Annotated in this window: 14 protein-coding genes and 1 pseudogene; 4 read left to right on the plus strand and 11 right to left on the minus strand. The window is 63.6% G+C overall.

The annotated features are described in order from the left end of the window. Window positions 1-112: 112 nt before the first annotated feature. The 3 genes from F6X40_RS33255 to F6X40_RS33265 form a co-directional block, all read right to left on the minus strand. Window positions 113-475, minus strand: coding sequence for a hypothetical protein (locus F6X40_RS33255; RefSeq protein ID WP_187630748.1), 363 nt, complete (start codon window positions 473-475; stop codon window positions 113-115). A gap of 39 nt (window positions 476-514) precedes the next feature. Beyond that, window positions 515-925 (minus strand): hypothetical protein, encoded by a 411-nt coding sequence (locus F6X40_RS33260; RefSeq protein ID WP_187630749.1) that lies wholly within the window; start codon window positions 923-925, stop codon window positions 515-517. A gap of 206 nt (window positions 926-1,131) precedes the next feature. After that, window positions 1,132-1,371, minus strand: coding sequence for a hypothetical protein (locus F6X40_RS33265; RefSeq protein ID WP_187630750.1), 240 nt, complete (start codon window positions 1,369-1,371; stop codon window positions 1,132-1,134). Between the two features lie 276 nt (window positions 1,372-1,647). Between F6X40_RS33265 and F6X40_RS33270 the strand changes: the two are divergent. After that, window positions 1,648-2,192, plus strand: a pseudogene (locus F6X40_RS33270) (DUF72 domain-containing protein); the annotation flags it as partial. Between the two features lie 831 nt (window positions 2,193-3,023). Here F6X40_RS33270 and F6X40_RS33275 read toward each other — a convergent pair. The 5 genes from F6X40_RS33275 to F6X40_RS33295 form a co-directional block, all read right to left on the minus strand. Continuing rightward, window positions 3,024-3,191: a hypothetical protein gene (locus F6X40_RS33275; RefSeq protein ID WP_187630751.1), complete on the minus strand. Its 168-nt coding sequence runs from the start codon at window positions 3,189-3,191 to the stop codon at window positions 3,024-3,026. 206 nt (window positions 3,192-3,397) lie between these two features. Next, complete coding sequence (locus F6X40_RS33280) at window positions 3,398-3,637, minus strand: hypothetical protein (RefSeq protein ID WP_187630752.1); 240 nt, start codon at window positions 3,635-3,637, stop codon at window positions 3,398-3,400. A 183-nt stretch (window positions 3,638-3,820) separates the two neighbouring features. Further along, window positions 3,821-4,711: a transglutaminase domain-containing protein gene (locus F6X40_RS33285; protein ID WP_187630753.1), complete on the minus strand. Its 891-nt coding sequence runs from the start codon at window positions 4,709-4,711 to the stop codon at window positions 3,821-3,823. Beyond that, window positions 4,708-7,299, minus strand: a complete 2,592-nt coding sequence (locus tag F6X40_RS33290; RefSeq protein WP_262421646.1) for a circularly permuted type 2 ATP-grasp protein — start codon at window positions 7,297-7,299, stop codon at window positions 4,708-4,710. The genes F6X40_RS33285 and F6X40_RS33290 overlap by 4 nt, the downstream gene beginning before the upstream one ends. A gap of 68 nt (window positions 7,300-7,367) precedes the next feature. After that, complete coding sequence (locus F6X40_RS33295; protein WP_187630755.1) at window positions 7,368-10,853, minus strand: DUF2126 domain-containing protein; 3,486 nt, start codon at window positions 10,851-10,853, stop codon at window positions 7,368-7,370. Window positions 10,854-11,177: 324 nt separating this feature from the next. On the opposite strand from F6X40_RS33295, the gene F6X40_RS33300 reads away from it, so the two are divergent. Further along, a complete protein-coding gene (locus tag F6X40_RS33300) occupies window positions 11,178-12,269 on the plus strand; it encodes a putative zinc-binding metallopeptidase (protein WP_187630756.1) in 1,092 nt (363 codons plus the stop codon). 94 nt (window positions 12,270-12,363) lie between these two features. Here the strand turns inward: F6X40_RS33300 and F6X40_RS33305 are convergent, their stop codons facing one another. From F6X40_RS33305 to F6X40_RS33315, 3 genes are all read right to left on the minus strand, one after another. Next, the gene (locus tag F6X40_RS33305; RefSeq protein WP_184063166.1) at window positions 12,364-13,665 is read right to left on the minus strand and encodes a DUF3443 domain-containing protein; all 1,302 of its coding nucleotides are present in this window, start codon (window positions 13,663-13,665) and stop codon (window positions 12,364-12,366) included. Between the two features lie 11 nt (window positions 13,666-13,676). Continuing rightward, entirely contained in the window at window positions 13,677-14,126 is a 450-nt protein-coding gene (locus F6X40_RS33310; protein WP_187630777.1) for a DUF2844 domain-containing protein, read from the minus strand. Window positions 14,127-14,649: 523 nt separating this feature from the next. Next, window positions 14,650-15,075 (minus strand): phasin family protein, encoded by a 426-nt coding sequence (locus F6X40_RS33315; protein ID WP_184063168.1) that lies wholly within the window; start codon window positions 15,073-15,075, stop codon window positions 14,650-14,652. A gap of 390 nt (window positions 15,076-15,465) precedes the next feature. On the opposite strand from F6X40_RS33315, the gene F6X40_RS33320 reads away from it, so the two are divergent. Then, window positions 15,466-15,918 (plus strand): hypothetical protein, encoded by a 453-nt coding sequence (locus F6X40_RS33320; protein WP_187630757.1) that lies wholly within the window; start codon window positions 15,466-15,468, stop codon window positions 15,916-15,918. Between the two features lie 577 nt (window positions 15,919-16,495). Next, window positions 16,496-17,287 (plus strand): DUF4410 domain-containing protein, encoded by a 792-nt coding sequence (locus tag F6X40_RS33325; RefSeq protein ID WP_187630758.1) that lies wholly within the window; start codon window positions 16,496-16,498, stop codon window positions 17,285-17,287. The last annotated feature ends 98 nt before the right edge of the window (window positions 17,288-17,385 follow it).

Here is a 17,385-nt window from a genome sequence, read left to right on the forward strand (position 1 = left end):
AATTTCCGCTTCCGCGAAGCCGATCTGCCTCTTCATCCTCGTGAGTCCGTTCTGTGAGCTGCCTTCTATAACGTCTTCGGCTACGTGAGCGATGACCGCCGAGCTCCATTAATCAGCGTTTCCCTAGCTGCTGCATGGCCGCGAGCAATCGCGGCAGTCCATCGCTCAGTACCTTTTTTGTAGCGTCGTCTGCGCGGGCAAAGAAAGTTGTCACGCGCGCCCGCTCCTTCTCGTCCCAACGCGCCAGACCCTCGATGCGTCGCTTGACCAACTCCACACCAATATCGCGGGCACGCATGACCTCCTTTCGGAATTCCTTGTTGCTCATGTTTGGACAGATAGGCGTCGTATTGATTACGACATTGGATATTGACCCAGGAGTTGTATTGGTAATGGCTGTGCCGATCTCGGTCCATTCTTCATTCTCGTCGGTCTTGAGGTATTGGCTATTTTTGTTCAAGAATTCATTTGTCATCTGCTCTCCCGTGATAAGAGACTTACCTGCTGTCCACCACTATGGCCCGGCAACTTCGATAGACACCTGCTTTGCGTTATCTGTCGAAACACGCTGGGTACGCCCCTGAGAATCGGTGACACCTTTCGCGATGACCCTCGAACCGACGTGTATCCGGTAACGCACCCCCGTCTGTCGCTTGCCGGTGGAGTCTCTTAGCTCGAACTGCTCATTGAACCGCTTGGGGGCACGCTCGCGACAATCGCACGCCCATGCGTAACCCAGGGCTTCAGCCATGTCGTAACCGTTCGAATACGACTTCAGCCTATCGAACGGAAACCATTCGCCGGTTTCGGCGTTGAGCGCCATCGCGGATGGCATTCGCGGAAAGTTAGAGTAGATTGAATAGGTGATACGGCAAAGCTGGCACTCTTCCTTGCCCCCGGTTTCATCCTGTTTCTGTTGTTCCATCTGACCTCTGCTGATTTTCCGGAACACACCCGACGAATTAACCGTCCAAAACGTGAAACGGTCAATTACTTTAATTCGAGATAAAACCGTTTTGACGGAATTTCACAATTGCTCTGCCTATCTCATTTTCAGGTGCAGTTTTCCAATATCACCGTCAACAAAAAAAGCGGCATTGAGCCGCTTTTTCCGTAAGTCATCGACGCGGGTTAGTGCTTTGTCCATGAGGCGTCCATAGCCGCCAGTTTCCCGTTCGCGCCCTGCGCAGCGTCAGCGAGAATCGCTGCGGCGTCCTGCGGTGTCAATTGGCGGTTAGGAAGCCCCTTGGGGTCGAGCGCAAGCACCGTGAACAGTTCCTGATCGCAGCGATTGGCGGCGTAGTAGTCCTCGCCGAGCTGGATCATCACCTCCAGCAGGTTGCGGTGTTCGTGCCTTTCCTCGGCAGTCACGGCAAGACTCCTGAACATCGAGGTCGCAAGTGTAATCAGATGTCGGAGTTGCTGCCCCTGCCGGTCGCAAAGATGGAAGGCGGCAAGCGCGAGGCGTTCATACTGGAGAGCGTCTACAGCGAGACGGGAGGGAGATTGCTGCTTCCTGGCGGGTTTGGTCACGATGGGCATGCCCTGCAATCCAATGAATTCCACGCCTTCGAGTTCAGCAAACCCTGGCACTCATCCAGCGAATTCCTTTTTCTGCGGCATGAACGGGGGCAGCATGGCCTAGCAGGCAAGAAGAATCTCTATTACAAGGATGTACCGCCGCCAGTTATCGAGGAACTGTGGGCGCGCTTCTTTGCGGCCCTGCAGCCACTGCACGTGTGGCGGGCAAACTCGGCGCGGTGCTATTCCAGTTTCCGAACTGGATAACCGCAGTACCGAAAGCGATGAGGCACGTCGAGCACTGCGCCGAGCGCATGCACCCGTTTGTGACCGCGTTCGAATTTCGGCACGAGAGCCGGTTCAGCGATAAGCACCGCGAGTCAACCCTTGCGATGGAGCGTGAACGCGGGTTCGTTCACGTGATTGTCGGTGCGCCGGAAGGCGTGACGAAGCGCGCGCACTCAGTTTGGGAAGCGACGTCGCCCGAACTCGCGATCGTACGGCTGCATGGCCGCAACGCGTCGATATGGAGCGGCACCGAGTCGGCGGCGGAACGGTTCAACCATGACGATAGCGACGACGAGCTTCGCGAACTCGCGCCACCGATTGAGGACATTGCGGGGCGCACGGCGCGCACACACGTCCTGTTCAACAACTGCTATCGCGATATCGAAGCTGCCGAGCCGGTGAGCGGCGACGTAACCATCAATCACGCAAAGAAGGTCGTCACCCGGTCCTGCTCTTTCCTGTCCCAACGTGCAAGGCCCTCAATGCGTTTTTTGATTAACTCGACGCCGATATCGCATGCCCGCATAGCCTGTCTGCGAAACTCCTTGTTGGTCATGTTCGGGCAGATAGAGGTCGTGTTGATCGTGACGTCCCTATTTGAACCAGGAGTCGTGTTTGTAAAAGCAGTGTCATCGAGAGTTACCCATTCGGTGTTGTCGTTCACTTTGCTAGCGCTCCACTTCAATCGTAAGAAACTTGAAACCCTGCGTTGTAACGCGAGAAGTCTGCCCGGCTGCGTTCGTCTTGCCGCTGCAGATTTCTTTGCCTTCGGCGAGAATCCGGTATCGCACATCTGGTACAGGGTTGCCGTTGTAATCCCTGATGGTGAACCGTTCATCGAACGGGCCTGCAGGTCGATTGCGACAGAGGCACCCCTCGCCTTGCCCTAACGCCTGCCTCATGTCGTAACCGGATGGGAGAGCCCTGATCGCATTAATCGGAATCCGCTCCCCGGATTTCGGATTCGTCGTCATTGCATGAGGCATATCAGGCCACTCTTTGTATATCTTGAATGTAATACGGCAATCAAGACATTCCCGGTTATCTGATCCCTCGAACATATCCGCAAAGCGAGCCTTCATTTCTGCAATGATCGCCTCTGCGGAGCGCATCCTTTCATACATTGGACCCTCCCATAGGTTAATTCGCGCTCTCAGACCATCAGACCATTGAGCACGCGTAAGAGCACCATCAGTTACCCTCCGCGTTATGGTTCAGATCGGATACAACTGAAGCCTATCCCGCGGAAAAAATTCGCCGGATTCGACATTCAGACCCATTGCAGACGGAATTGGCGTGAAGTTTAAGTAGACTAAATGGGTGATACGGCAAAGCAGGCATTCTTCCTTGCCCACGGCACCATCTTGTTTCAGTTTTCCCATTTGACCTCTTCTGTTTTCCAGAAAAACATCTATCGAATAAATCATTTAAACGGGTCACCGTCAATGACTTTAATTCGAGATAATCCAGTTTTGACAGATATTCACAATTGCTCTGGCCATCTCATTTTCAGGTGCAGTTTTCCAATATCACCGTCCAACAAAAAAAGCGGCATTGAGCCGCTTTTACCGTAAGTGACCGACGCCGGTCAGTGCTTTGCCCATGAAGCGTCCATAGCCGCCAGTTTCCCGTTCGCGCCCTGCGCAGGGTCAGCGAGAAGCGCTGTCGCGTCTCCCGGTGTCAGTTGGCGGTTAGGAAGCCGCTTGGCGTCAAGCGCAAGCACGGTGAACAGTTCCTGATCGGTGCGATTGGTTGCGTGGTAGTTCTCGCCGATCTGGATCATGAGCTCCAGCAGGTTGCGGCGTTCGTGTCTTTCCTCGACAGTCACAGCAGGACTTCTAGCGGAGCCTGAATTGCGCGAGAAGGCCAATAATCGTAGCTGGTCGATCAGCGTTCCGGGCCACAGACAGTCAACGCGATTCGGCTTTATTCGCGTTCTGCTCGACAATGAGTTGCGGGGCGAATAGTTGGCCGACCTCGGTCCAATACCGGCACCGAACCGCGCCCGCAATCACAACTCCAGCACCGTCACCCCGACTTCCATCCGATGCGCGCCGCCGCCGAGAATCGTCCCGCGCAGTAACGACACATCGCTGTAATCGCGCCCGATCGCAAGCGTTACATGATCGAGATCGGCGAGCACGTCATTGGTCGGATCGAGATCGATCCAGCCGCTAGCCGGACAATGCACCGACACCCAGGCGTGCGAAGCATCCGCGCCAATCAGGCGCGGGTGTCCCGGCGGCGGATCGTTGCGCAGATAGCCGCTGACATAGCGGGCGGGCAAGCCAAGCGAGCGCAGACAGCCGATCATCACCTGCGCGAAATCCTGACACACGCCGCTCTTCAGCTCAAACGCGCGTTCGGCCGGCGTATCGAACAGCGTCGCCGACGGCTTGTACGCGAAGTCCTCGTGAATCCGATGCATCAGATCGATCGCGCCCGCGACGAGCGGCCGGCCGGGCGTGAAGCTCGGCAACGCATACGCGCGCAGCGACGGCCGTAGCGCAATATTCGGCGAAGCGAAGCAGTACTCCGCCTCGGCACGGAACGCGCCGCCCACGCGAAACCGCAGCGCCTCGGCCACCGTCTCCCAGGGCGGGGTGGCCTTGGCGTCGAGGTTGGTCCAGCGCGGCGTCAGCGCGACCGTGGTTTCGCTGACGAGCTGCAGGCGCTCGTGCGGTGTATCGAGCGCGAAGTACAGCACGTCGTTGCCGAATGCGTCGATGCGGCTATGCTGATACGACGGCTGCGGCTCGATGCGCTCGCTGCGCGAGATCACACGCTGCCACGGACACGCGAGCGGCCGGATCGTCGCCAGATGCTGCGCGGTTTCGACATACGTCGAGTAATGGTAAACAGTGCGATGCGAAACAGACAGCACCGTCGACGCGTTCTTCATGCCCACACCTGCGAGGCAACCGTGGTCGCGTGACTGAAATAGCGCGCGCTGATCTCATGCGCGGCCGCGTTGGCGAAGCCGCCGATCTGATCACACAGCGCGATCAGCTTGCCATACGAGCCCTGTTCGTCGACCTCGCACAGCGATTCGAGCGTCGGCAGCGATTCGACGGGCGGCAGCAGCTCCGCGAACGGCCGATGCCGCACGCTGCCCGCCGCGATGGCGATCTCGTCGAGTTTGTTGCGCAGGCGCTCGTACACGCCATAAATGCCACGCGGATTATGCGGTTCGATCACGAGCAGATCGAGCAGCGCCGGTACTTCGAAACGTCCCGGATACAGCGAGCGATACGTGAGCGTGCTGTCGAACATTTGCAGCAGCAGATCGAAGCCGGCCGGCGTCGCGAGCTGGCCGTTCACGGCGACGCCGCGCATGAACGCGGCCATCGTCGCGACGCGTTCGATATGACGCCCGACGAACAGCAGCCGCCACGCTTCATCGCGCGTCATGCGGTCGCCTTGCGCGCCGCTGATCGCCGATAGTTGCACCGACAGACGCTCGAGCGCATTTGCGAGCGTCACGCGGTCGTAGCGATCGAACGCACTACCGCTACTCGCGGCGCCCGCACCGCCGTTGCCCGCGTCCACGGCCGGCAGCAATTCCTGCAACGCGTCCTGAAAGTCGTTGCGCGCCGCGAGGATCATGCGCCAATGATCATTCGACAAACGCCCGCGCACCTCGCCGTTCGCGCGCGCCTGGCAATTGAGGTTCTGGCTGATGCTGACGCTGCCCGCGCTCTCGCCGAGATTCGCGACGAGCGCGCGCTCGAACGTCTGCGGCGACGGCAGCCCGTGCGGCGACGCCAGGTCGCCCGACTGCACGAGGCCGCACCATGTCGCGAGTTCGACCAGCGTCGCGAACATCGAATCGGCGTCGTTGCCTTCGAGCGAGCCGAGAATCAGCCGCAGCAGACGCACGTTGTTTTCCGCCCGCTCGCCGTAACGGCCCGCCCAGAACAGGTTCTCCGCCGCACGGCTCGATACCGTACGATGCTTGCGCGTGAGATCGGCGGGCTGCATCGGCGAAGGCAGCAGCGTGAAGGTCGAGCTCGGCTGGCTCGACAGCACCCAGGTATCGACGCTGCTGCCGCCGTGCTGCATCGATACCGTGGTCTGACGCTCCGCGGCCATGCGCGTAAAACCGCCCGGCATCACGTGCCAGCCGCCGTTGACGTCGGCGATCGCATAGACGCGCAGCACCGACGGCCTTCCGCCGATCGTGCCCTCCTCGAAGCGCGGCGTGCAGGAAAAGCGCTGCTCCTGCTGGATCGTGAACGCGTCGGGCAACGCGTCGATGCGCTCGCGCCATGTCGCGAGCGGCTGCCTGCCCCCTTCGATGCCGGGCGGCGTGTCGCGTCCCGTGAGCGGCCACGTCGGCACGATGAACGCGTCGTCGAGATGCGCGAACGCATGCTCGCGCGCGGCCCGTTCGCCGCACCACCAGGTCGGCACGCCGGGCAGCAGCAGCTCTTCGCCGAGCAACGCTTCGGCGATACGCGGCATGAAACCGTGCAACGCCGGCGACTCGGCGAACCCCGAGCCCGGCACGTTCGACACGATCACATTGCCCGCGCGCATCACCTGCAACAGCCCCGGCACGCCGATCGTCGAATCGGCGCGCAGTTCGATCGGGTCGCAGAATGCGTCGTCGAGACGGCGCAGCACGACGTGCACGCGTTCGAGGCCGGCCAGGGTCTTCAGATAGAGCCGGTCGCCGCGCACGGTCAGATCCTTGCCTTCGACCAGCGTGACACCGAGATAGCGCGCCAGAAACACATGCTCGAAATAGGTTTCGCTGTACGGCCCAGGCGTGAGCAGCGCGATATGCGGTGACGCGTCGGCGCTTTCCTCGTTGCGCATCGTCGCTTGCGCGGCCTGCACGAGCGTCGCGATCAGTTGCGAATAGAGCGGCGCGAGCCGGCTCACGCGCAGCGAGCGGAACGGCTCCGCGAGGAGCGTCGACACGATCAGGCGGTTTTCGAGCGCGTAGCCGAGACCGGACGGCGCCTCGGTGCGATGCGCGATCACGCTCCACTCGCCGCCCGGCGTACGCGCGAGATCGAGCGCGACGACCTGCAGATACTGACCGCCGGGCGGCGTAAAGCCCTTCACCGAACGCAGATAGCCCGGATGGCCGAACACCAGCGCGGGCGGCAGTCGGCCATCTTCGAGCAGCGTCCGCGGTCCGTAGATGTCGGCAACGATCGCGTTGAGCAGATGCGCGCGCTGCGCGACGCCGCGCTCGAGGTGCGCCCACTCGGCCTCGCTGATCAGGAACGGCAGGAGGTCGAGCGCCCATGGCCGTGACTTGCCGTTGTCCGCGTAGACGTTGTAGCTGATGTCGTTGTCGCGGATCTGCTGCGCGATCGACGCGTGATGGTCCGCGAGCCGCGCCACGCCGTCTTCGTCGAGCAGTGCGAAGAACTGCCGCCACGGCTCGCGCAGCGCGCCCGACGCGTCGCGCAGCTCGTCCCAATGTCCGTCATGACCCGGCAGCAATCGCAACAGGGACGAAGCGTCCGCCGGCATGGCGGACGCTTCGAAGGGCAAAGTCGATTGAAAGGCCAAGGTCGTTTGCTGTCAGTGATGCGTGTTTTTCAACTGTGGCGCAGATCGAGCGTGAACGGAAATTCGCGGCTGCGCTGCGGTCTGCCCACGACGAGCGGCCCGGGCGTATGACCCGACGCGAAGAAGCGCGCGCGTCGCCGGCTTTCCGCCTCGTAGGCGTTCACCGGGAAGGTCTGATAGTTGCGCCCGCCCGGATGAGCGACATGATACTGGCATCCGCCGAGCGAGCGGCCGCTCCATGTGTCGACGAGGTCGAACGTGAGCGGCGCGTGTACGCCGATCGTCGGATGCAGCGCCGAAGGCTGCGACCACGCGCGAAAACGCACGCCGGCCACGTACTCGCTGACGCGGCCGGTCGGCTGCAAAGGCACCGGCACGCCGTTGACGCTCAGCACGTGACGATTGCCGTTCAACCCGAGCGCGCGCACCTCGAGCCGCTCGACCGACGAATCGACATAGCGCACCGTGCCGCCGCTGGCGCCCTCCTCGCCCATCACGTGCCATGGTTCGAGCGCATTACGGATCGTCAGGTCGATGCCGCTCAGCGTCATCTCGCCGACGAGCGGGAAGCGGAACTCGAAGTGCGGCGCGAACCACGCGCTATCGAAGGCGAAGCCGGCTTCGCCGAGCTCGGCGAGCACGTCGTCGAAATCCATCTTCACGAAGGTGCCGAGCAGGAAGCGATCGTGCAACTCGGTGCCCCAGCGGGTGAGCCGCTGCGTGTACGGCATGCGCCAGAATCGCGCGACCAGTGCGCGCAGCAGCAGTTGCTGCACGAGACTCATGCGCGCGTGCGGCGGCATCTCGAAGCCGCGCAGCTCCAGCAGGCCGAGGCGGCCGGTCGGGCCGTCGGGCGAATACAGCTTGTCGATGCAGAACTCGGCGCGGTGCGTGTTGCCGGTCACGTCGATCAGGATGTTGCGCAGCGCGCGGTCGATCATCCACGGCGGCGGGTTGCCGCTGTCGCGACCGCCGAGCAGATCGACCTGGCGTTGCAGTTCGGAGAACGCGATCTCGAGTTCGTAGACCTGATCGTTGCGCGCTTCGTCGACGCGCGGTGCCTGGCTCGTCGGTCCGATGAACAGCCCCGAGAACAGATACGACAGCGACGGATGGTTGTGCCAGTACGCGATCAGGCTCGCGAGCAGATCGGGCCGGCGCAGGAACGGGCTGTCGGCCGGCGTCGCGCCGCCGAGCACGAAGTGATTGCCGCCGCCGGTGCCAGTGTGGCGCCCGTCGAGCATGAACTTCTCGCTGCTCAGATAGCTGTGCGCGGCCGACTGATAAAGGTACTCGGTGTGATCGACCAGCTCGTCCCAGTTCGCGGCCGGATGAATGTTGACTTCGATCACGCCGGGGTCCGGTGTCACCTGCAGCACTTTCAGACGCGGATCGCGCGGCGGCGGATAGCCTTCGAGCACGATCTGCATCTTCAGCTCCGCGGCCGTCGCTTCGACTGCGGCGAGCAGGTCGAGATAGTCGTCGAGATCGGTCAGCGGCGGCATGAATACGTGCAGCAGCGTACGGCCGCTGCCGAACGAATCGGCTTCGGCTTCCGGGCCGGCCGCGCGTTTCGGGTCGCGCACCTCGATGCACAGCGCGGTACGCAGCGTGTCCTTCGACGATTCGCCACGCGCGGGCAGCGATTCGTCATGGCGCTGCGGCGCATACGCAAGCACGCCGCCGTGCGGCATGCCGCTCAGCAGATCGGCCGCCGGCAGCGACAGCGCGGCCGCCTGCCGCGCGCTGGTCTCTTCCTCGGCGACCTGCCGGCCCTCGCGCCCGCCTTCGTACTGCACGCGCAACTGCGCGGCCGTGCGCAGCGGCTGCGGCGGTGCGAACGGATCGTGCGCGTGCTGATACGGATAGTCGGTCTTCGACACCCACGGCAGCGATTCGAGCGGCAACCGGTAGCCCATCGGCGAATCGCCGGGAATCAGATACATGCGTTCGTCGCGGAAGAACCAGCGGCCCGTGATCCACGTCGGCGCGATGCCCGGCGCGCCGCGCTCGCGGCCGATCGGCAGCACGTAGCCCGCCGGGCTCGCGAGCCCGGCGTCGAACACGCGCCGCAGTCGCGCGCGTTCGAGCTCGTCGTCCAGACGCGCGTCGAACGGATCGACGTTGACCGGCAGGCGACGCTCGCGCCACAGGTAGTACAAGGTGTCTTCGTAGCCTGGCTGGATGCAGTCGGGGTCGAGCGACAACTTCGCGGCCAGATGCGCGATGAAGCGTTGCGCGTCGGCGGCCGTGTAGCGGCCCGGCTCGCGTTCGTCGGCGAACAGGGCCGGGTTGTGCCAGCACGGCTCGCCGTCGGCGCGCCAGTACAGCGACATCGCCCAGCGCGGCAGTTGCTCGCCCGGATACCACTTGCCCTGGCCGATATGCAGGAAGCCGTTCGCGCCGTAGCGGTCGCGCAGCCGGTCCATCAGCGCGACCGCGTAGCCGCGCTTGGTGGGTCCAAGCGCGTCGGTGTTCCATTCGGCGGCGTCGCGATCGCGCACCGATACGAAGGTCGGCTCGCCGCCCATCGTCAGTCGCACGTCCATGTCGGCGAGTTCGTAGTCGACCCGCGCGCCCATCTTCAGCACGTCGCGCCACGCGGCTTCGCTATACGGCTTCGTGACGCGCGGCGACTCGAGCACGCGTTCGATCGACATCGTGTGTCCGAACTCGACCTCGCTTTCGTCGACCGCACCCGAGATCGGCGCCGCGCTGCCCGGCTCCGGCGTGCACGCGACCGGTATGTGCCCTTCCCCCGCGAGCAGCCCCGAGGTCGGATCGAGCCCGATCCAGCCCGCCCCTGGCAGATAGACCTCGCACCACGCGTGCAGGTCGGTGAAGTCGACCTCGGTGCCGCTCGGGCCGTCGATCGATCTGACGTCGGGCGCGAGCTGCAGCAGATAGCCCGACACGAAGCGCGCCGCGAAGCCCAGCTGCCGCAGCGTCTCGACGAGCAGCCAGCCCGAATCGCGGCACGAGCCCGCCGCATTGGTCAAGGTTTCCTCCGGCGTCTGCACGCCCGGCTCCATCCGGATCAGGTAGCGGATCTCGCGTTGCAGCCGCTGGTTCAGCGCCACCAGGAAGTTCGCGGTGCCGGCCGGCGTGCGGTCGATGCTCGCGACGAACCCGGCGAAGCGCGGCGTCATCGGCCGCTTCACGCAGTAGGGCGCGAGTTCGGCCGCCAGCTCCGGCGCGTAGTCGAACGGAAACTGCTCGGCCGACGGTTCGAGAAAGAAGTCGAACGGGTTGTAGACGGCCATTTCGGCGACCAGATCGACGCTCACCTTGAACTCACGGGTCTGCTCGGGAAACACGAGCCGCGCCTGATAGTTGGCGAACGCGTCCTGCTGCCAGTTGATGAAGTGCCCCGCGGGTTCGACGCGCATCGAGTACGAGAGGATCGGCGTACGACAATGCGGCGCGGGCCGCAGCCGCACGACCTGGGGTGACAGCGTGACCAGCCTGTCATAGCGGTAATGAGTAACGTGATGCAACGCGACGCGTATGGACACTCCGGACTCCTCGACGAAGGGGGCAGCCCGCCAAAAAAGCAAGCTCTATGCCGTTGCTGGACAAACCCGTATGAATCGTTTGGTCTTGCCTGAACTGCGTTTGCGTTGCGTACCTCGCGCCCTGCCGCGGGCTCGCGTCGGACCGTGCACCAAAGCGGCGCAGCGCCGATGCACGATCATGACCGTACTGTGCGTTAAAGCGGTGACGTCTTGCAATCGCGGCATGAAGATTGCGACCGGCTTTCGTCCGCTATCGCGTTGATGATGCCGCTTACCATGGCTCATCATCGCAAACGACATAGCACCGATCACGAGGACCGCCCGATGAAAACCTTCCACTGTAATCGCTGCGCGCACCTCGTGTTCTACGAGAACGTCCGCTGCGAGCGCTGCGAGTCGCTGCTCGGCTATCTGCCTGAACTGCGGGAAATCAGCGCGTTCGGGGACGCCGGCGACGGCCGCTGGCGCAGCCTGCATCCCGAGGCGAATGGCGCGCTGTTCCGACAATGCCACAACTACGCGGTCGAAAACGTCTGCAACTGGATGATCCCGGCCGATTCGCCCGACACGCTGTGCCACGCCTGCCAGTTGACCAGCACGATTCCGAACCTGAGCGAACCGGAAAACCGGCTCTACTGGTACCGGCTCGAAGTCGCGAAGCGGCGTCTGCTGTACACGCTGGCCGAGCTTGGCCTCGACGTGCGATCGCGCGACGCGGACCCCGAGCGCGGTCTCGCCTTCGAGTTTCTCGCCGACGGCGGCGACGGCAAACCCGTGATGACCGGTCACGACAACGGGCTGATCACGCTGAACATCGCCGAGGCCGACGACGCGCATCGCGAGAAGGTGCGCACCGCGATGGGCGAGCCGTACCGCACGCTGCTCGGCCACTTCCGCCACGAGACGGGCCACTACTTTTTCCGCCACCTGATCGAAACCGAGCCGCGCTGGCTCGAACCGTTTCGCAAGCTGTTCGGCGACGAGCAGGCCGACTACGGCGAAGCGCTGGACGCCTACTATCGCGACGGCGCGCCGGCCGACTGGCAGGCGTCGTACATCAGCGCTTACGCGACGATGCATCCGTGGGAAGACTGGGCGGAGACATGGGCGCACTATCTGCTGATCGTCGACGTGCTCGACACGTCGACGTCTTACGGCCTCGCGCTGCTGCCCGACGATCCGAGCGAGCCGACGCTGACCGACCGCACGCCGGTCGAGGACGCGAGCTTCGGCAATCTGATGAAGCGCTGGTTTCCGCTCACCTATGCGCTGAACAGTCTGAATCGCAGTCTCGGCATGCCCGACGGCTATCCGTTCACGCTCGCCGCGCCGGTGGTCGACAAGCTGCGCTTTGTGCATCGCGTGATCGCGGCAGCGGGTGACAAGCGGGGCGACCGCGAGCCAACCAGCGCATAAAAAAGCCCGCCGCCGGACCAGCCGGCAGCGGGCGCATATGACGCTCATCATCGAGCCGCGAGCAACCCCGGCTACAGGCGCTCGGCTCGCCACTTCAGTACGCCACATAAGGCCCCGTCCCACCCGGCGTCGACTGCTGCTCGATCGCCGCATAGACATTGCGACCATAGAAGAACGGCAGCCCCCAGTCGAACACCGTCGACGTGACGAATGCCGGGCCCGCGAGCAGCGGCAATGCCGAGTCGCCGCTATAAGTCTGCGCGATCGACATCGCATTGCCGACGCTGAACGTCACCGCGCTCGTCGTACCATTCACGCCTTCGATCATCGCGCTCAACTGCTGCGTCGAGCTCGGGCAGTAATAAGCGCTGTTCGGGCTCGCGCAGGCCGGCATCAAGGTGGTCTGGAAGAAGAGTCCCGTCGAGCCGCTGTCCATCATGCTGCGCGTATACGTGGTGCCGTTCTGCACCGTCGTGAACGTGCCGTTCGACGGGCTCACACCGACCACCTGGGCCCCGCCGAGCGCATTGTTGCTCTGCGTGCCGATGCCGAACACGAGTTGCCCCGACACCGATGGCGCGCCGCCCGACACGGTCGGCAGACTGAGCATCGAGCCGTTGTTGTCGGTCGCGAAGTACGGCACCGGATTGGCGACCTGGTACGTCTGCGCGAGCGGTATCGACGTGCAGCTGGTGCCGCTGCAACCATAGTAGGTCGCGGGGATCGCCTGCTGCACGCAGTTCGCGCCGCAGTCGTGCTTGAACACGCCGATGCCGAGAATGCCGTTCGCCTGCAAGGCGGCCGGCGTGTTGCGCGCCGCGCCGACGGCCGCGCAATCGCCCGGCAGCGACGCGTAGCCAGGATCGATCACCTGGATCGGCAGCGCAGCGGCTTTTTCGCCGGCGATCTGCACATCGGCGAGCTTCACCGCGCCCCACGTGTAGCCGTCGAAGAACTGCATGCATTCTGCAACCAGGTTGCCCGAGCCGTCCTTCTGCTGCGGCAGGCTCATCGACGCGGGCAATTGCGACGCGAACACGCGCACGCCCCACGAGCCGGTATCGACGAGCACGTGATCGATCGTCTGGCAGTTGCTGGTTCCGGGCGCGCAGATCGTGATGCTGACGAACGGCATGTTCGGCACGTTGCTGACGCCCGAGTCGACCGTCACGCGCACCGCGTTGGCGGCCAGCACCTGCGGCGACGGCGACGTGTTGGTCACGGTCGAACCCGACGAGCTGGTCGAGCTGCTCGAACCGTTCGAGTTGCTGGAGGTGCTCGAATCGGCCGTGGTGCTCGCGCTGCCGCCCCCGCCGCCGCACGCGCTCAACAGCAGCGCCAGAACCACGATGGGCGCCGCGCCCAGCAGAGTCATCCACGAAGACCTGGATCGCATGATTCGCTCCGTTATTGAATAACGCTGACGTCGACGCCCGCGGGCACCGCCTGCGGCAGATAGGCGTAGCCGGTGAACGCGCGCAGATGGCCGCTCGAGAACACCACGAGGTCACTGGTCGAGACCGCGAGCGGCGCGCCGCGCCGCGCCGCGCTGGCGGCGACGTAGGCATCGAAGGACGCGCCGAGCATCGCCTTCAGATCGGGCAGCGTCGGGCCATCCCACGCAACGCCGAACACGATGCCGTTGGCCGCCACGTATTCGCGCACCTCGGTGCCGGACGGCAGCGTCAGCGCATGCACCGAATACGCGCCCTGTGCGCTGGCCGCGCGAGCAACCGCATGCAGGCGCGCCTGATCGCCGTCGACGGTGCTGGCGTTCTGGCCGAGCGTCGCGTGCGCGCCGAACGGCAACGCGCAGCTCGCCCCGAGCATTGCGCAGGCAATGCGGGTGAGAAGCATCGGTTTCAAGAGATTTCCTTCGAGGTGAAACGCCGCGACCTGCATGTAGCCGATCACAAACGCGAGACTAGGGGCGCACACCTGACCGGCAAAGCCGGTTGCCTTCACGCCGGTTGGGCTGCGTGAATGCGTCTACGGAAAGGCGAGGCGAAACTTTAGTCAGGGGAATGGCGCGCGGCAATCGTTTGCGGCGCGATCGAAACTGTTCGGAGTTCCTGAATCGATCGATCAAGTTTGATCAGCGTGGGCAAAGCCTTTTGGCGACAATGCTTTGACGCTTATTCGGTTTCCGTCTGACATTTAGAACTGACCGACTGCGAAAATTGCGGCCGCCACGCGTAAAAGTTGCGAACGTGAGCAGCGTTTGTTCTTCGATGTAAGCGTCTGCCGAATAACGAGCGGGCGGAGTCCGCATTCCTCTGACTACATGAGGCTTGCGGCACAGATCCCGACGGGGCAAAAAAAAAAGCGGAGGGCCTGGCGGCCCTCCGCTTCATAGATCGTCCGGAACACGCGGCGTGCGCTACTTCTTCGGTTGCTGAAGAAGCGACTTCAACTCCTGCACGTTCTCCTCGACGCGTTTCGCGATCACCCCATACGACTCCGCCTGCGTCTGATACGCGGCTTGTGCGAGCTGTTGCATGTCGGCGAGCGATTTGTGCAGGCTCTGCTGGATCAGCTCCGCGGTTTTGGTCGACGGCGCGGTGCCGGCCGCCGTGAGCTGCGCAGTCAGCGCCTGTAGCTCGCCCAGCGTGGTGCGCAGCATGTCGGCCTGTTTCTGCGCGAGCGACTGCATCCCCTGGAATGCTGTCTGATTCGCCTGAACCAGCGCTTCCATGTCCTTTCGGCGCGCTTCCATGATGGCGGGCACGTCGAATCCGGGGAGCTTGAACTGCTCCAGCATTTTGGTTAGATCGCCAAACGGATTGGCTGCATCGGGTCGGTCCATGCGAAATCCTCCTTGCGGTTGAAGACTCATCGCCTCTGCGTCGCCCGCACCAGGCGCGACGCAGATGCCGGCGGCTGCGTGTGCCGCGCGTGCCGCCACAGCAAGCTGCTTTTGGGGTCGCACGGCACATCGGAGCAATCATGCGCTATCCGGCTGGGTTGCGCCAGCGGACTCACCCTGGCGAAAACCGGTTCACGGCAACGTGCGTCGCTTCGGGGTCTGCGCCGCAGAGCCGCGCGCCGCTAGGCCGCGCGCCGCTAAGCCGCGCGCCGCGAAAGGCTCGGAAAGTTACTGAATGGCTTTCGTAACCCGATGAATCAGCGGGTCGACTATCGTTGCGAGGAGCCGGTCCATCGTGGCGCCGGCGCTGTTTTCGATGGGAGCGACATCATGAGAAACGCATTCTTCGGCGCGGCCGTGGCCGCGGTTCTTGGCATCATCGCGACGGCCGCGCTCGCCGACGACGGCATGCCGCCGTCCCCGCCCGCCGCTATGCACGACGGCGGCCCGCGCGGCGACGGGCCGCCGGGGCACGGTCCGATGATGGGTCACCCGAGCCCAGCTTTCGCGGTGATCAATGATCTCGAACAACTGCGCCGTCTATACGCGCTAAACGGTCATGAAGGCGAGATCGTCGCCGTCTACCACGAGGTTCTGAACAAGACCCAGGATCCGATGCTGCGTCACTACGTGTACGACTCGCTCGCACGCGAGCAGCTGAAGCCCGCCAATCCCGAGCAGGCGATCGCGACGCTACGCACGAGTCTCGCCGAAGATCTCGTGGCGGCGAACAAGGCGCCGCATGGCACGCCGCCGGGTCAGCCAGCGGCACAACCGCAATAAATTTTCATCGCGAATTGCGAATAAAGCGCCGCGCCACGTGGCGCTTTTTCTTTGCGCCGGAGCATGCGAGCGCGTTCGAGCGACCGCTCCATCGCCGCATCTCGTCCGTGCGCTCCCGCAGCCCTGCCCCGCGCGGCTTTCCGGGACTACGTTGCCTGTCCCACATTGGCGCTTCACTGATGCTTTTCATCTTCCGTCAGGTGATTACGATAGGAGCTCCGCAACGTCAGGGCAGGGTGAAGGAATGCGCTATCCGCTGGACATGGCCATTGCCGCCGCCCTGCTAGTTTTCGTCCTGTGCTGCATCGTCAAGCTCGCTTTGAGCTGATCGGCGGCTCGACGTCCGCGCGCTCTTTTTCGTTTCGCCGTGACATCGCTCGAAATAATTGTTGAATGGAGTTCGGCGAGCCGCTCACCCATACTTCGTTCGCTGCCGGTGCGTGACGAATCACAGACGCATGAGATCGAAAGGCTTCACGTGCGAATCCCTTCGCCGATGATCGACGATCCCCCGGTTGCCCGATCATCGGCGATGGACTCGAACAGACTGGCACCGCGTGCCGACCACAGGATCATCATGTTGACTTCAGTGAACTTCATCAAAAAGAACGCCGCCCGTTTCACCTGCATGGCATTCGTGTGCGGCGGCGCGCTGCTGAGCGGCTGCGCCGGCGCCAGCGTCACGAATCTGAGCGCGACGAGCACGTCCGCGACGGCCGACGCAGGCACGCAATCGACGATGCATCCGGACACGATCTACGTCTACACGTTCGATGCCGATCCGCAGCAGGTCAAGCTCGACAACGGCGGCATGCTGCAAAAACTGAAGATGCAGATGTCGGGCTCGTCGGACGCGCAGCAGCAGGTTGCCGATGCCGCCCAGGTGCGCGAGCAGGTCGCCGACGAGATCGTCCATCAGCTGCAGGCGATGGGTCTGCACGCGGTGCGCACCGACGCGCCGGTGCCCGCCGGCCAGAACGTGCTGCTCGTGCAAGGCAGCTTCGAGACGATCGACGCCGGCAATCGCCGCCGCCGCACGCTGATCGGCTTGGGCGCGGGCAAGAGCGAGGTGAGCAGCGCGGTGCGGATCGTCTACCAGCCCGCGGGCGGCACGCCGCGTGTCGTGCAGAGCTTCACGGCCAACGCGGACAGCGGCAAGATGCCCGGCATGGTCGAAACCGCCGGGGTCGGCGCAGCGGCCGGCACCGTCGCGACCGCGGCAGCGGCCGGCGCGGGCCTGCACGGCGTGACCGAAACGAAGCGCGCGGGCGTGTCGGACGATGCAAAGCGCCTCGCCGATGCAGTCGCGAAACAGATCGCGCAGTTCGGCGTGCAAGCCGGCTGGATGCAGACCGCGCGAAAGAGCTGAGCGGTTGAGCGCGGCGGGTTGCGGGTCCGACAAAAAAGCGCGGTTGAAAAGCGCGGCGGTGTGGAGCGATGTCCACGCCGCCGCGTTTTTTTATCGAC

The organism is Paraburkholderia sp. UCT31 (genome assembly GCF_014397655.1).
In the GTDB taxonomy this organism is placed as follows: domain Bacteria; phylum Pseudomonadota; class Gammaproteobacteria; order Burkholderiales; family Burkholderiaceae; genus Paraburkholderia; species Paraburkholderia tuberum.

What these genes read in the sequence shown, in the direction of transcription:
- F6X40_RS33255 (WP_187630748.1), bottom strand. Translation starts at nt 475, where the DNA reads ATGACAAATGAATTCTTGAACAAAAATAGCCAATACCTCAAGACCGAC.
- F6X40_RS33260 (WP_187630749.1), bottom strand. Translation starts at nt 925, where the DNA reads ATGGAACAACAGAAACAGGATGAAACCGGGGGCAAGGAAGAGTGCCAG.
- F6X40_RS33275 (WP_187630751.1), bottom strand. Translation starts at nt 3,191, where the DNA reads ATGGGAAAACTGAAACAAGATGGTGCCGTGGGCAAGGAAGAATGCCTG.
- F6X40_RS33285 (WP_187630753.1), bottom strand. Translation starts at nt 4,711, where the DNA reads ATGAAGAACGCGTCGACGGTGCTGTCTGTTTCGCATCGCACTGTTTAC.
- F6X40_RS33290 (WP_262421646.1), bottom strand. Translation starts at nt 7,299, where the DNA reads ATGCCGGCGGACGCTTCGTCCCTGTTGCGATTGCTGCCGGGTCATGAC.
- F6X40_RS33300 (WP_187630756.1), top strand. Translation starts at nt 11,178, where the DNA reads ATGAAAACCTTCCACTGTAATCGCTGCGCGCACCTCGTGTTCTACGAG.
- F6X40_RS33305 (WP_184063166.1), bottom strand. Translation starts at nt 13,665, where the DNA reads ATGCGATCCAGGTCTTCGTGGATGACTCTGCTGGGCGCGGCGCCCATC.
- F6X40_RS33310 (WP_187630777.1), bottom strand. Translation starts at nt 14,126, where the DNA reads ATGCTTCTCACCCGCATTGCCTGCGCAATGCTCGGGGCGAGCTGCGCG.
- F6X40_RS33315 (WP_184063168.1), bottom strand. Translation starts at nt 15,075, where the DNA reads ATGGACCGACCCGATGCAGCCAATCCGTTTGGCGATCTAACCAAAATG.
- F6X40_RS33320 (WP_187630757.1), top strand. Translation starts at nt 15,466, where the DNA reads ATGAGAAACGCATTCTTCGGCGCGGCCGTGGCCGCGGTTCTTGGCATC.
- F6X40_RS33325 (WP_187630758.1), top strand. Translation starts at nt 16,496, where the DNA reads ATGTTGACTTCAGTGAACTTCATCAAAAAGAACGCCGCCCGTTTCACC.